Genomic DNA, 14,398 nt, shown 5'->3' with positions numbered 1-14,398 from the left:
TTTACTTATTTACTTTCGAAAGTTTTGCAATCTGTTTCTTCTGCGCGTTTTGGTTCTTGGGAGCTGTGGAAAGCTACGAAGATCGATTCAGCGCTGCATTTGTTCTCTTCTGCCCAGTGGGTGCAGGAGTTAACTTCACAAACTACGTCTTTTGCCATGAGGGTTCACCTCCCCTTTTAGTAATTGATAGTATCATTCAATGAACGGCTCTGTTCAGCAAGGTGGAGCTTGTCTCAACAAAGCCGTGTCACGCCCTCATTCATTATGAATAGAGGGTATTTGGCTTTTTTTACTAGGTTAGACGTGGTAATTGTACCAAATAATGAGTTTGTAAGCAAATGAGTTTTTTAACTTTCGGGTCACCCTCCCACATCAAAAATATGTCCAATAAGAGCCGCAGAAATGCGGCTTTTTGTGTATTCAACAAGAAAAACCAAAAGAAATTTACCGAAATTCCATATTCCAGTGCAACCTTCCAAGTTTTGGGGCGTTATAGAAATGAGAGACGGAAGAGATCTGTACAGAACATGACATTCCGTAACGTTACAATGCTAGGGATAACCACTACACTTTTGGAGGAATGAGAATGCGCAAATGGGGTCTGCATTACTTATGTTTATTAATTCTTGCGGTGGTATTGGCAGGTTGTGGCTCGGGTGATAACAATTCGGCGGCAGACAAATTAGCTGGTGACGGCGGAAATACGAGTAATTCTGCTGCAGCAACCACTGAGCAATCTTCGAAAGCTGCATTAGCGGATAAGAGCACCTCAGCAGAAGCTGAGACAGCAGCGGGAGGCAACGAAGCTCCAGTTGAAAAAGGTTTGACATCAGAGAACACGGATCAAGGGAACGCGGGATTCACGGGCAGTGATGTCGTGGAAGGATTGAACAAGAAGCTAATCTATCATGCCAATCTGACTATGGAAGTAGAAGATTACGGTAAAGCTCAGACTGAAATCCGCAACATGGTAACGATGGCTAAAGGATATATTATAGAGTTTAACGAAAACATGTCGCAATATGAGCAAGGAGGGACGTTTATCCTTAAGGTGCCTGCCTCCGGGTTCTCTCCTTTTCTGAATAATTTGGAAAAAGTAAAACACGAATCGCTACAGCGCAGTATTCAAGGTCAGGATGTCTCGGAGGAGTATGTTGATCTGGAGTCGCGTCTAAAGGCAAAGCAGTTAATGGAAGCTCAATACACAGAGTTTATGAAAAAAGCAACGAAATCAAGTGATCTGGTCGCCTTTGCAAACGAGCTTGGTTCGATTCAAGAAACGATTGAGCAGATCAAAGGCAGAATGCGATATATAGATCAGAACGTATCTTTTTCAACGGTAGAGCTTAGAGTGTACCAGACGGATGAGAGCTTAGCCGTGAAGGAAAAGGCAGAGCAAGGTCCATTGCTAGAACGGGCATCGGATGCTTTAAAAGGAAGCCTGAACGCACTATCTGTTATGTTTCAGTGGATTTTTGTAATTCTTGCAGGTGCATTGCCGATTCTAATCGGTGCGGGCATTATTTTAGTCATCGTTTGGTTTGCCCGCAAAAATATCCGTGCACGACGGGAGCAGCAGACCCAGCGGATACGGCAGGAAAATCGGGAACTGAACAAGGCGGTACTCCCTGGACCAGCAGAGCCAAAGGTGACAACCTCAATAAAGGATAAGAAAGCTAACGGGGACGAGAATAAAGAATAAGCTCCTATGAATTAAAAAGCCTCCAATTCATGGTATACCGTGAATTGGAGGCTTTTCTATAAGACAGTACAGTATTTCGCTTTTATCGAAGATTAGGCAGGCTGGAAGAGTACACGATACTCGCCATAGCCCTCTTTCTCCAGATCCTCTTTTGGTATAAAGCGCAGTGCCGCTGAATTAATGCAGTAGCGCAGGCCGTTTTCCCCTGGACCATCGTCGAAGACATGACCTAGATGGGAATCTGCTACTTTGCTGCGCACTTCTGTGCGAACCATCAAATGGCTGAGGTCCGTCTTTTCCTTCACGGCGTAATCGCGAATCGGACGTGTAAAGCTGGGCCAGCCACAACCGGAATCGTATTTATCCTGCGAACTGAATAATGCTTCACCAGATACGATATCTACATAAATGCCTTCTCCGTGGTGATCCCAAAAATCATTTCGGAAAGGTGACTCTGTAGCGCTATTCTGAGTGACTTCATATTGAAGTGGCGTCAGACGTTCTTTTAAGCTTAGTTTGTCTTCTTTATGTGTCCAGTGGGTTTCGATAAAATCCTCTCGGCCGGAACCCTTACGGTAACGTTTGTAGTGACCCGGGTTCTTACGATGGTAGCCCTGATGATATTCTTCGGCAGGATAGAAGGTTGCTGCCGGGAGGATCGGGGTAACAATCGGGCTAGCGAATCGGCCGCTTTCTTGCAAAGCTGCCTTGGAAGCCTCTGCTTGTTGCTTCTGTTCTTCAGAATGGGTGAAGATAGCCGTTCCGTAAGAGGTGCCGCGATCATGGAATTGTCCACCCGCATCGGTTGGGTCAATTTGCTGCCAGAATAACTCAAGCAGCTTGCTATAAGGGAAAATTTCTGGATTGAACGTAATTTGTACGGCTTCAACATGTCCTGTAGTTTCGGAGCATACCTCTTCATAGGTAGGATTCACTGTATGCCCGCCAGTATAGCCGGAGACGACACTAATAATGCCTGGCAATTCCTCGAACGGCGAGACCATGCACCAGAAGCATCCACCTGCAAAGGTTGCTTTTTCCGCCTTGGAATTTATATGGTTAGTCTGATGTTCACTCATTAATATCCCTCCATTCATGTAATGCAATTAAATAGATCACAATCTAATTATAAAGCAAATAACCACAGCCTGCCAGCTTCCGCCAAATAAGCTCTCTGTTACCTAGTGTTTTTTACTTCCTGTGAACTGTAACGAAAGCTTAGTCCGGCTATAATAAGCACAATGGCATAAACAATAATGGCTATAATCGCATTACCTGGGTTCTGGAACAGTTGATCCCCAAGGAAGGCATACAAGGCGATGCCTGGGATTTTTCCAATAGCTGAGGCAGCAAGATAACCCCAGAAGGGCAGTCCGGCTGCTCCGGCATAGATGTTAACTGCTGTCTGCGGGATAATCGGCAAGAGACGTGCTAAGACAATAGAAGCAAAGGGCCGCCGTTCTATGCCTTTTGTGAATTTTTCGAGTAGGGGAATAGAAGTCAGATAAGCTCTCGCTTGATCTTGAAATAAGAATTTCACTACGCCAAAAAGGAATGCGGCAGCAAGGGTTGTAGCTACCCAGCAAATTAAAGCACCTGCCAAACTTCCGTATGCATAACCAAAAAATCCGATGACCGCTTTGTACGGTACAACTGGAAAGAGAGCCAGTAAAGTTGCGATCCCTATAGAGCTGAAAAGATTATGATCCTCTTTCATCCAGCTAAGGATGTCATATCTGTAGATAAACGCAAGGATTGTGCCCGAAACATAAAGAATAATCGAGAACCATTTTCTCATAGCTAATATACCCTTTCTTCCACTCATTCATCTCATCATACGGGATAAAAAGTAAATATTGAAGTGTAGATCATTGTCGGCGGACGCCAAGCAGGTATAATAGCATTTATAGAGAACAAAGAGAGAGATAAATTCTTGAATTATAAAGAGGGGAGTTAGATCATTGATTGTTTCTGCACGCAAAAGAGTCGCCATCATCGGGATTGGAAATATCGCCCGCAAAGTATATTTGCCACTGCTCTCTCAGCATGGACAAGTTGAGGTAGTGGGGGTTCTCAGTCACTCATCCACAACAGTAGAGCAAGCTGTTAAAGCCTACCGTTTTCCTAAAGGTACGACAAATTTGGACGAGCTGTTGTCTTGGGATCTGGATGCAGTATTTGTGCATAGCCCAACGACGACCCATTATGATATAGTAACAAAATGTCTCGAACATGGGATTTCGGTGTATGTAGATAAGCCGCTGTCCTATGATCTGGAAGAATCCAGAAGGATGGCAGAACTGGCAGAAAATAAAGGGCTGCTGCTAGGCGTGGGCTTTAATCGGCGTTTTGCCCCAATGTATGTCACTGCCAAGAGTTGGCTCGAGGAAGCCGGAGGCATTAGCCATTGCCACGCGATTAAACATCGCACGAAGCTGCAGTTAGGCAGCAGCCGTGAGACTGTGCATGACGACTTGATTCATATGCTTGATCTGCTGTTATGGTTATGTGGAGATCAGTATGAGCTGCTTCGCAGTAATCTTCAATCCAATGGAGAGGGGCGACTTGTGCAGGCATCTGGAATGCTGGGTTGGGAGCAAGGCTCAGTGGGGATGTATAGCATGCTTCGTGAGGCGGGTGTTGATTTGGAGAAGCTGGAGCTGCACGGTAATGGACGTTCGGTGGAAGTGGCAGATCTGGACCAAGCCATCCTATATGAAAAAAATGCTTTGCCACGGACCCAGAGCTTTGGAAGCTGGGATACGGTGCTGGATAGAAGAGGTTTTGGTGGAGTGGTAGATCATTTCCTGAACAATATAAATACACCAGAGTTATGCAGTATTGCTGCTTCAGCAGTTCTGCCTAGTCATAGATTGGCAGCTCAGCTTGCTGAATGAGGTCTCTAAGAAAGGAGTAAATTATGGAAGACAACCGTAAATTAGTGGAGGAACAAATCATCGAAAGCTATAAGCGTGAGGAAGAGATGATGATCCTTGTATTCGCCCAGTGGTGCGTGAATCAAGGACTCGACCCGCACAGTTTGTATTTGCAGGCTTATCCACAGCAAGAAGGGAATGAAGCCTTGCGAAAAGCGCTTGCCCTAACGGTTTCAGCGGAGGAAGCAGGGGATATTTCTGATGACACAGTTCTGGGCGTACTCTCCTTATTCGGAAATGATGACTTGGCGCAAATCGTGACAGAAGCGATTGTTCAAAGGGAATCTAAAGCACATACAGGGGATTGACAACGAGGATATAATGATAATGTCAGATGAACTTTTTTTAGTAAACGATGTTCATCAGGGATGAAATGTGTTAATATTATATATACTAACTAATAGTAAGTTTCGCTAGTGAGAGGTGAGAACAATGGAAGAACATCAAATTTCGATGTGTCCCAGATTTGAGACAGCCTTCTCTTTCTTAGGCAAACGTTGGAATGGACTTATTATTCAGACATTGATGAGTGGACCGAAGCGGTTTAAAGATATTTCCGGCCTCATTCCTTCAATGAGCGATAAGATGCTGTCCGAGCGGATGAAGGATTTGGAAGGTGAGGGTATTCTGGTTAGACATGTATACCCGGAAACACCTGTGCGTATTGAATATGAACTAACAGACAAAGGCCGTGCGCTGGAGCCTGTTATGCAGCAGATTCAGTCTTGGGCTGAGAGCTGGGTAGAGTAGAAATCAAAGTCGTGTTGTGGCCCTTTTTCCTGAAGAACGGAGGAGGGCTTTTCAATTTTCAAATAAAAACCTTGCACAGATCGAAAAAATCTGTAATATAATAGAAAAAACGTTGTATGTTCCTTGCATGGAAACGCTTGCAATATTGGTTTTTGCTCAAATCTACTCAGCTGGAGTACAGGCATAGCAAAACTATTAGGAGGCGAGGGAGATGAAGACCACCCTGTTTTCCCGGGAAATAACGTATGGAAAAAAGGATGTTGCTGAGCTGGAGAACGCTTCGATCAAAGTACAGCTCATCTATGACAAGACGTTGTTCATGCTGCATAGCCATCTTCCAGATTCCTTATGGGATGCGTGGATTGGCGTGCCTTACAGCATTATCTCTTCACTCTACAAAGGCAACAATGATAGCGGGACTATTTTTCAAAAATGGATTCAAAGTCCTTCTGGCTGGAAATGTATCGGCTGTGAACGGCATTGCCTGGAGTCGACGGAACCTCTTCAAGAAGTGAATGTGGCGAGTAATCAACGACAATATAAGTTCCATAATGGCATTCGCCAAAGCATGGTGCTACAAGCCCTAATTTGGTCCATGTACGAGAATACCGTATTATTCAAACCCTTTTTAGGGGATGAGCCCTTTTTTGATGAAGATGATTTGCATACGATATCCTCTTATTTCGTGCCAACTTACCTTAATGATCTACGTCTTCTGGAGCAGTCTAAGCCTTGTAAAGAGTACAAAGATCAGAATATACAGATTTATCAGGAATGGATAGCCGCCCCTGACCTTGTCCTCAAATGGAACGGAGGCCTAACAGAAGGCAGATGGATGACTGGTGTTTATATGGATCACTCCCGCTTTGCTGGTTTAGGACCTTATTTGAAGGACGCAAAGGGTAAGCGAACGTATATGCAGGCTTATGTTCAATAGAAGATACAGATTTTAGTGTCAGGTCGATTGTGGAGATTTATCTCCATGATTGACCTGTTTTTGTTATCTGCTATTTTCAGGGCAGTAATTAGAATTAAAAAATTAAAAGAAAGGATTTAAAGTAAAATAATGGGAAGTTAAGCCGATATATAGGTTAGATATGCGCTCCTTTTACTTAAGTATTTAAAGATAAAATAGTACATAAAGATCTGGAATGATGAGTCGAAGAGTGTAGCACATTGGATGGTCTAAGTGTAAGAACTGGAGGTCATGAATGGCAAGCTTCATATTGGGAGAGGGCATTCCTTTTTGGCAAATGGGGAGTCTGTTCAAGCGGCAGGAAAGCTAAAACTTAATAATCAGGGACAGGTCCGAAGCATATCTAACTTATCCGGTCACTATACTCCTTCAATTGAGCAAGCAAAATTATTCTCACAAGTTCTTGAGCAAATAGGGGTGAAAACTAAAAATGCATGGCTTGAAATATACACCATAGAAACAACTCCTTCAGGTTACGTTAATACAAATGAACTTGTTAAGATTTCTAGTATTCAGATAAAGTAGGTGATGAACGTGGAAGAGATAAAACAGATGAATAAAGATATTTTTAAAGGGAATTTATTAAAAACTATTGAGGAAATATCAAGAAAGAAAGGATTGATTTTTACCGATTGTAAATTTGTTATAGAGCCTGTGAAAGAAAAAGACAAGCCGCTAAACGGTGCAGATGATATGATGAGACTAAACATTTTAAGTGAAGAAAACATTGGGAATAAGCAATTAACACTGGATAAAACTATAAATATACTTTGTGGATTAGAACCATTAGTACCAATATGGATAGATGTAATCTTCATTGAAATGAATGAAGACACGGCTATTTATAAGTTGCGGTGCAGTTTAAGGTTTAGAAAGCCGACTTTATTAAGAAATGCAGAAACTGGACACGCTCCTTTTAAGGCTGTAACAGAAGAAACTTTTTAAGTATTGCTCAAGTTTCTTCTTTTGGTGGGGCTACCCAGTGCCTAAGTAATCTATTATTCAGCCAATAACACATATAATACCTGTATAAAATTTCGTCATTTCGTTTGTACATACAATAATGCTTGGTAATTTTAACCTAAAGTACGCTAAAGCGTTATGTAAACAGGTTGATTGTGGTCAGAGATCACCATAATTGACCTTTTTCGTTCAACAAAGAGATACAATTTTCGTGAGTACAATCACAAGTCAAAACTCCTTTCAGGGTTAAGGTGAACAGGTAGAAAAGATTTTTTTCAGAACCTGATCACATATCCCGAGGAGGAACTATTATGGAAACTAAACTACCTAATGATAGAATTTCGGATTTACAGCATACGCAATCGGTGCAACCTGGATTTACTCCAGATGCCCTGGTAAAAGATATTGTGCTGCAATTCCCAAAAGCTGCGGATTATTTCAAGTCCAAACGGATTGATTTCTGCTGTGGAGGCGCCAAACCTCTTGCTGAAGCAGCTGTAGAGCGTGGACTAGATCAAGAGATGATCATTAGTGATCTCAACAAGCTGTTCGAGGAATATCCGGTACCTCAAGAAGAACTCGCATGGAACACAGCACCTTCTGCAGAGTTAATCGAGCATATCGTGAGTAAACATCACCATTACCTGCGGGAAGAGCTGCCCCTGATTAGCCAAAATGTAACCAAGGTATACCGGGTTCATGGCGGAGATTCCCCCCATTTAGAAGAGTTATATAGTTTGTTTAATGCACTTAAGGAAGATCTGCTTCAGCATACAGCTAAAGAAGAGGAAGATGAGTTTCCAAAATTATTAGCGTATGATGCCAATCCAAGTGAAGAAGGGCTGACCACACTTCGCGAGGCATTAATTGAACTCGAGAGTGAACATGACACAGCAGGCGATATATTGAGACAAATACGCAAAATAACAGCTGATTTCACCCCACCGGCTCATGCTTGTACAACCTATCGTTTGACTTATGCCCGGCTAGAGGAGCTGGAGAGCATGACTTTTGAACATGTTCATCTGGAGAATAATATATTGTTCCCTAGATTCCAGTAGAAAAAATGAGTTTTCATAGAGTCCCTTAGGGGACTTTTTTTATATTTGAGAACAAAGCTTATTTACGTTATTCTTAAATAGACAGTATGCATAACTTACTACAAGCCTGAGACGCTGTGTGGTCATTAGGCGGGACAAGGCGGTGTCACTATGCCCACGAAATATATGTGGAGGTTGTTAGTAGGATTAGTCATCGTATTCATAATAGGTGGGTGTTCCACTCTTGCTGACATTAATAATGAAGGGAATAATGACTTAGCAGGATCAGACGGGCCTACGCTTTCGCTTATCGTTGCGGGAAATGACTTGCTTACCAACCCTTTGGACAAGCAGCTTAGCGAGAGCTACAGAAAAGGGATAACGATCTTTGACCTACTGAAAGGTAGTGGGAAGGCCACCTTTTCTGAGGATAACACAAGCATTCTAACGGTAAATAATATTTCACTCGGTCCAGGAATGAATTGGGAGCTGCAAATGGATGGGGGGACCATTGGACCTGAGGATTGGGGTCGAACAGTCGGGCATGAATCAAAATTAGTAATTACGGCGATGTCTAAGGAACAAGAAGAACCCCTTCAAATTGTGTTGTTGACCGTGAATGGTGGAAGTGAGCAAGTGAATTTGAATCATTCATATGTTATGGGATTTACTGAAGATTTAACAGTGAGAGGTTTGTTGAAGAACAGCAGTGTGGTGCAGTTAACCGAAGACAACAAAAAGGTGTTATCTATTGGTGATTATACTCCTCTTAGCAATGAAGTTTGGAAGATGAAGGTGAATGGGAAGCAGCTGCTTGAGAATGGAATGGACATGAAGCTTAGAGTGCAGGATGAATTGGAGATTTTATTGGCTATACGTTAAAAAAAAGTACATAAATGCCAGATCTACGGTTGCTCAGAACCCGTGATCTGGCTTTTTTAATTGGAAGTTATAACCTAATAAAGTTGTCTCATTTTTATGTGAAAACATTCACATTTAATGTGACTGTAATCACAATCTCTCTTAAATTTTGAAATGTATAATTCCATTATGTAGAAGAGAAGTTGAAGCAAAGTTCAACAAGAACGGATAAGACTGAGGAGGCACCTAACCATGGCAGCGAAGAGAGAAAAATTAGTATTAGTCGGCAACGGTATGGCAGGCATAGGTACGCTAGAGCAGATATTGAAGCTAGGTGGAGCTTATGACATTACGGTCTTTGGAAGCGAACCTCATCCCAATTATAATCGGATCATGTTGTCCTATGTTCTCGAAGGCAGCAAAACCATCAACGATATCATCCTAAACGACTGGAATTGGTATGAAGATAACAACATTACCTTGCATACAGCAACAACAGTTACACGAATTGACGAGCATTCTAAGCAAGTAATTGCGGATAACGGTATGGCTGTTTCTTACGATAAAGTGATTATTGCAACGGGTTCGAATTCATTTATTTTACCTGTACCTGGTTGTGATAAGGAAGGCGTTGTGGGTTTCCGGGATATTGCAGATTGTGATGCAATGCTGGCTGCGGCTAAACAATACAACAAAGCGGCGGTAATCGGCGGGGGTTTACTTGGCTTGGAAGCGGCAAAGGGTCTTGTGAACCTTGGCATGGACGTTACTGTAGTGCATCTGATGGAAGATCTAATGGAGCGCCAGCTGGATCGTAATGCCTCCTCTATGTTGCAAGCTGAGCTAGAGCGTCAAGGCGTGAAATTTGCCATGGGCAAACAAACAGTAGAATTGACCGGGGAACAGAGAGTAAGTGGATTACAATTTAGTGATGGCACTTCACTTGCGGCTGATTTTGTAGTTATGGCTGTAGGCATCAAACCGAATATAACTGTGGCAAAAGAAAGCGGAATTGCTGTTAATCGTGGGATTGTAGTGGACGATTATCTGCAGACCTCTATGCAAAATGTATATTCCATTGGCGAATGTGCCGAACATCGCGGAGTTTGTTACGGATTAGTAGCTCCGCTATTCGAGCAGGGGATGGTTCTAGCTAAACATCTCTGCGGAAGCGATACAAACCCATATGAAGGTTCTGTTGTCTCCACCAAATTAAAAATTTCCGGAGTGGATGTATTTTCTGCAGGTGAGTTTATGGATTCTCCTGAACATGCTGTAATCTCAAGCAAAGATGAATGGAAGCGAACCTATAAGAAAATTCTGCTCAAAGACAATGTCATTGTTGGTGCAGTCCTGTTCGGGGATGTGACAGAGTCGGCTAACCTGCAAAAGTTAGTAAAACAAGGCGCTGTAATGACCGATGAAATTTATACAGAGGTTATGGGTACGGGCTGCTGCGGAAATGGAGCCAAAAAGAGCACATCCGTAGAAGCGATGGCGGACGAAGAAATCGTTTGTGGCTGTAACGGGGTTACGAAAAAAGCGATTGTGGATGCGGTCATAGAAAATGGTTTTACTACTGTGGACGAAATAAAAGCATGTACAGGAGCGACGCGCTCTTGCGGAGGTTGTAAACCGGTTGTAGAACAAATTTTACAATTTGTCCTGGGTGATAGTTTTGAGCAGTCTGCCAAGCAAGGAATTTGTAGTTGCACAACGCTTAGCCGGGATGAGATTGTTGCTGAGATTACAGCTAAAGGTCTTAGTACTACTAAAGAGGTTATGCATGTACTGGGTTGGAAACAAGAGGAAGGCTGCTCTAAATGCCGTCCGGCGATTAACTATTATCTGGGGATGATAAATCCGGATACACATCAAGACGAGAAGGAATCACGCTTTGTTAATGAACGTATGGGAGCCAATATTCAGAAAGACGGAACCTATACCGTTATTCCACGCATGTACGGCGGGGTAACGACACCGGAGGATTTGAAGAAAATCGCTGATGTCTCCCTTAAATATGATGTGAAAGTTGTTAAGGTGACTGGTGGGCAACGCCTGGATCTAATCGGGGTGAAAAAAGAGGATCTGCCGAAAGTATGGGAAGAGCTCGATATGCCATCAGGTTATGGTTATGCCAAGTCGCTACGTACCGTTAAGACTTGTGTGGGTTCACAGTTCTGCCGTTTCGGCACACAGGATTCGCTGGGAATGGGCGCGCTCATAGAACGTAAGTATGAACGTCTTGATTTTCCTGCCAAGTTTAAAATAGCTGTCAACGGCTGCCCGCGTAACTGTGCGGAATCCTGTACGAAGGATATTGGCATCGTCGGTAATGATGGCGGTTGGGAAGTGTTTATCGGTGGTAACGGTGGGATCAAGCCACGGATCGCTGACTCCTTCTGCAAAATAAAGACCGATGAAGAGTTGATCGAAGTGTGCTCCGCTGTGATGCAATATTACCGTGAGACCGGCAATTATTTGGAGAGAACCTCCGAGTGGGTTGAGCGTATGGGACTTGAGCAGATTCAAATGGTCATTTTGAATAATGAAGATAACCGCAAAGAGCTGGCCGCACGGATTGACTTTGCTCTGACTCAGGTTACGGATCCTTGGAAAAAAATGCTCAATGACAGCAGCACTCGTACTGCGCTTTTTGAAGAAACAAGAGTCTAGCGGATATAACGCACACAGAAGGGGAGAGACCAATGAATAAGACCACACAAACGTATGCAATAGGATCAGTACAGGATTTCCTGCTGCAAATTGGCCGCGTAGTGATTGCTGGAAATGTTGAACTGGCTGTGTTCCGTGCCTCTGACGGAGCCATCTATGCAGTAGAGAATCGCAGTCCTCATCCTAAGGGGGGCCCGCTTGCTGAAGGGATCGTGTCAGGTCACTATCTGTACGATCCACTGTACGATTGGAAAATCGATCTGCGCACGGGTGAGGTGCAGGCACCAGACCAAGGTAGTGTGGTGACTTATCCAGTCACACTGGACGGAGAGAAAGTTACAGTGAGCGTGTAGACACCGAAGAGTGTAGTAATAGATTTAATAGAAAACGGTGGGGTGGAGTATTATGTTTACGCAAAGTGTGGAGAGCATCGTAGAGACGGCAGTCAGTAAGCGGGACAAAATGAATGAAAGCTTGCCAAGATATTTTCTAGCAGCCCTATTGGCAGGTGCTTATGTAGGCATTGGGATTATCCTTATTTTCTCCCTAGGAGCACCGCTAGCGGCTGCCAAATCTCCTTTCCAACCGCTTATTATGGGCACATCCTTCGGCATCGCCCTGACGCTTGTAGTATTTGCAGGCTCAGAGCTGTTTACCGGGAATAATATGTTTTTTACTGTAAGTACACTGGCAGGCAGAACCAGTATCTGGGATACCGTTAAGAACTGGATTCTTGTATTCATCGGGAATGTGGTAGGTGCAGTGATTTTAGCACTTTTAATTCGTGGGACTGGGTTGTTCAGTGCTGCGCCGCCGGAGCATTTGATTTTTACAGCTGCTGCTAAAAAAATGAGTCTCCCGTTCTCTGAGCTGTTTTTTCGTGGAATCCTATGTAACTGGCTGGTCTGTTTAGCGCTATGGATGTCCTCACGCGCTAAAAGTGAATCTGCTAAGCTAATCTTAATCTGGTGGTGTCTGTTTGCCTTTATCGCAAGCGGATATGAGCATAGTGTGGCTAATATGACTCTGCTTAGTGTTGCTGTGTTGCTTCCAAATCATCCGGAAACCATTACGATAGCTGGATGGCTGCATAATATGATCCCTGTAACTTTGGGGAATATCATTGGTGGAGGCGTATTCGTCGGTATGGCCTATTGGGTGATCTCACCAGTGCGTGGTGCTCGCAACAACCGTTAAGATCCATTTTTAATTAACTATATTAGAGCTGAACCGATCTTGGGTATAGCTCTTTTTTTGTTGAATATAAAAAAAGACACCTGCATTAGGCGCCTTGGACCACTCTATTTTATATTATGCAGAATAATTGGGTCATGTATGTTTCATTGAGGTGAATAGAGGGTATATTATAACGGAATTAGATCCGGCAGATTTCGTTCGGACACAATTCGCAGTGGCAAATTTCTTGCAGCATGCCAAGGTCCTTGATGACAATCATACCGTTCTCATACTCAACAGCATCTTTTTTACGCAGGTCGCTCAGCATCCTGTTAACACTTTCACGAGTGGCACCGATCATGTTGGACAAATCTGTATGCGTGATTTTTTTGTTGATAAGGATATTCTCACCGTCGCTGCTCTTCTCACCGTAGGTGTTGCCAAGACGAATGAGCGTGGAGCAGAGTGCACCTGGTTTGCCGTACATCATTAGATCACGGAATTTAGTTTGGGTGAGACGGTGATGAATACCCATCCATTTCATAAAGTCGATAGCAAAGTCACAATGTTGGCAGATGAGAATTTCTAGATCCTTTTGTTCGATGACGCCAACTTCACTTTCTTCAATCACTTCGGCTGTAAAGCTATGCTTAGTGCTGAAGAATGGATCTGCTTGACCTACCATATCACCAGCTTGATACATATAAAGAATGAGTTCTTTACCTTCATCAGTAGATTTAGTTAATTTCACACGTCCACGTTTGATATAAAACAATTTATCCGAGTAGTCGCCTTCCCAGAATAGATGTGAACCCTCTGGAACTATGCGCTCTTTCATTGTAACTAGAAGTCTGTTGAAATTCTGTTCGGAGAAACAGTTTGTATTTCCGTGGGCTTCGATAACATTGTAATGTTCTTTTAGCATAATCGACATCCCCTTTATTCCCTCAGTTTTTCAGTAAATTTTAAATTAATTATACCTTGAAAATCCCTCGAATTGGTTATAAAAAATCGTTTAAAAGTGTCGAATTTTCAACATTGTGATAAATTTCACTTCTAAAGTGTTCGATGTAATATTCTTTTTAACTAAAAAAGAGTAAGTGATCTCACGTTTATGATATATGAACAGCGGCTATCCATTATTCTCAAATACTGGGTTAATCGCTGTTTTTTTGCGTCCCCGTTAGATTGTAACATATAACACAGTTGAAATTCATGTTCAAGAAATTAGTTTTATCTCAACTCCGTATAAATGCACACATCTTCATTACGGTCGGACATTGGCTCTACTGCTATGCAGCGATATCCTGAAATTGGA

At 43.0% G+C, this 14,398-nt stretch carries 16 protein-coding genes; 12 read left to right on the top strand and 4 right to left on the bottom strand.

Annotation, left to right across the window (positions count from 1 at the left end):
* Positions 1–5: 5 nt before the first annotated feature.
* Positions 6–158 carry a DUF1540 domain-containing protein gene (locus NYE58_RS26345; RefSeq protein WP_076098619.1) on the bottom strand — a complete coding sequence of 51 codons (153 nt, stop codon included), beginning with the start codon at positions 156–158 and terminating at the stop codon, positions 6–8.
* A gap of 428 nt (positions 159–586) precedes the next feature.
* Between NYE58_RS26345 and NYE58_RS26340 the strand changes: the two genes are divergently transcribed.
* Complete coding sequence (locus tag NYE58_RS26340; RefSeq protein ID WP_341003410.1) at positions 587–1,702, top strand: DUF4349 domain-containing protein; 1,116 nt, start codon at positions 587–589, stop codon at positions 1,700–1,702.
* Between the two features lie 92 nt (positions 1,703–1,794).
* Here NYE58_RS26340 and msrA read toward each other — a convergent pair whose 3' ends face one another.
* Positions 1,795–2,781 carry a peptide-methionine (S)-S-oxide reductase MsrA gene (gene msrA, locus NYE58_RS26335; protein ID WP_038572566.1) on the bottom strand — a complete coding sequence of 329 codons (987 nt, stop codon included), beginning with the start codon at positions 2,779–2,781 and terminating at the stop codon, positions 1,795–1,797.
* 98 nt (positions 2,782–2,879) lie between these two features.
* Positions 2,880–3,500 carry a TVP38/TMEM64 family protein gene (locus NYE58_RS26330; protein WP_076193058.1) on the bottom strand — a complete coding sequence of 207 codons (621 nt, stop codon included), beginning with the start codon at positions 3,498–3,500 and terminating at the stop codon, positions 2,880–2,882.
* 166 nt (positions 3,501–3,666) lie between these two features.
* Between NYE58_RS26330 and NYE58_RS26325 the strand changes: the two genes are divergently transcribed.
* The 11 genes from NYE58_RS26325 (at position 3,667) to NYE58_RS26275 (ending at position 13,101) form a co-directional block, all read left to right on the top strand.
* The gene (locus tag NYE58_RS26325; protein WP_370510707.1) at positions 3,667–4,599 is read left to right on the top strand and encodes a Gfo/Idh/MocA family protein; all 933 of its coding nucleotides are present in this window, start codon (positions 3,667–3,669) and stop codon (positions 4,597–4,599) included.
* Positions 4,600–4,622: 23 nt separating this feature from the next.
* The gene (locus tag NYE58_RS26320; protein ID WP_076278123.1) at positions 4,623–4,946 is read left to right on the top strand and encodes a hypothetical protein; all 324 of its coding nucleotides are present in this window, start codon (positions 4,623–4,625) and stop codon (positions 4,944–4,946) included.
* 124 nt (positions 4,947–5,070) lie between these two features.
* Positions 5,071–5,388, top strand: a complete 318-nt coding sequence (locus tag NYE58_RS26315; protein ID WP_036682958.1) for a winged helix-turn-helix transcriptional regulator — start codon at positions 5,071–5,073, stop codon at positions 5,386–5,388.
* 211 nt (positions 5,389–5,599) lie between these two features.
* Entirely contained in the window at positions 5,600–6,325 is a 726-nt protein-coding gene (locus tag NYE58_RS26310; protein ID WP_076204958.1) for a hypothetical protein, read from the top strand.
* Positions 6,326–6,595: 270 nt separating this feature from the next.
* A complete protein-coding gene (locus NYE58_RS26305) occupies positions 6,596–6,889 on the top strand; it encodes a hypothetical protein (protein WP_076218895.1) in 294 nt (97 codons plus the stop codon).
* 27 nt (positions 6,890–6,916) lie between these two features.
* Positions 6,917–7,309 (top strand): hypothetical protein, encoded by a 393-nt coding sequence (locus NYE58_RS26300; RefSeq protein WP_081387696.1) that lies wholly within the window; start codon positions 6,917–6,919, stop codon positions 7,307–7,309.
* A 383-nt stretch (positions 7,310–7,692) separates the two neighbouring features.
* Entirely contained in the window at positions 7,693–8,388 is a 696-nt protein-coding gene (ric, locus tag NYE58_RS26295) for an iron-sulfur cluster repair di-iron protein (protein WP_076278127.1), read from the top strand.
* Positions 8,389–8,538: 150 nt separating this feature from the next.
* A complete protein-coding gene (locus NYE58_RS26290; protein WP_076278122.1) occupies positions 8,539–9,249 on the top strand; it encodes a hypothetical protein in 711 nt (236 codons plus the stop codon).
* A 231-nt stretch (positions 9,250–9,480) separates the two neighbouring features.
* On the top strand, positions 9,481–11,904 hold the full coding sequence (gene nirB / locus NYE58_RS26285) for a nitrite reductase large subunit NirB (RefSeq protein ID WP_076278121.1): 2,424 nt from the start codon (positions 9,481–9,483) through the stop codon (positions 11,902–11,904).
* Between the two features lie 32 nt (positions 11,905–11,936).
* The gene (gene nirD / locus NYE58_RS26280) at positions 11,937–12,257 is read left to right on the top strand and encodes a nitrite reductase small subunit NirD (protein WP_076130684.1); all 321 of its coding nucleotides are present in this window, start codon (positions 11,937–11,939) and stop codon (positions 12,255–12,257) included.
* Positions 12,258–12,309: 52 nt separating this feature from the next.
* The gene (locus tag NYE58_RS26275; protein ID WP_076130683.1) at positions 12,310–13,101 is read left to right on the top strand and encodes a formate/nitrite transporter family protein; all 792 of its coding nucleotides are present in this window, start codon (positions 12,310–12,312) and stop codon (positions 13,099–13,101) included.
* Between the two features lie 178 nt (positions 13,102–13,279).
* On the opposite strand, the gene NYE58_RS26270 is transcribed toward NYE58_RS26275, so the two are convergent.
* Entirely contained in the window at positions 13,280–14,005 is a 726-nt protein-coding gene (locus NYE58_RS26270; protein ID WP_036682945.1) for a Crp/Fnr family transcriptional regulator, read from the bottom strand.
* Positions 14,006–14,398: the final 393 nt, after the last annotated feature.

The organism is Paenibacillus sp. FSL L8-0708 (assembly GCF_038009325.1).
Lineage (GTDB): Bacteria > Bacillota > Bacilli > Paenibacillales > Paenibacillaceae > Paenibacillus_AQ > Paenibacillus_AQ odorifer.
The sequence above is the reverse complement of the archived record's forward strand: the minus strand, read 5'-3'. Positions and strand labels throughout refer to the sequence as shown.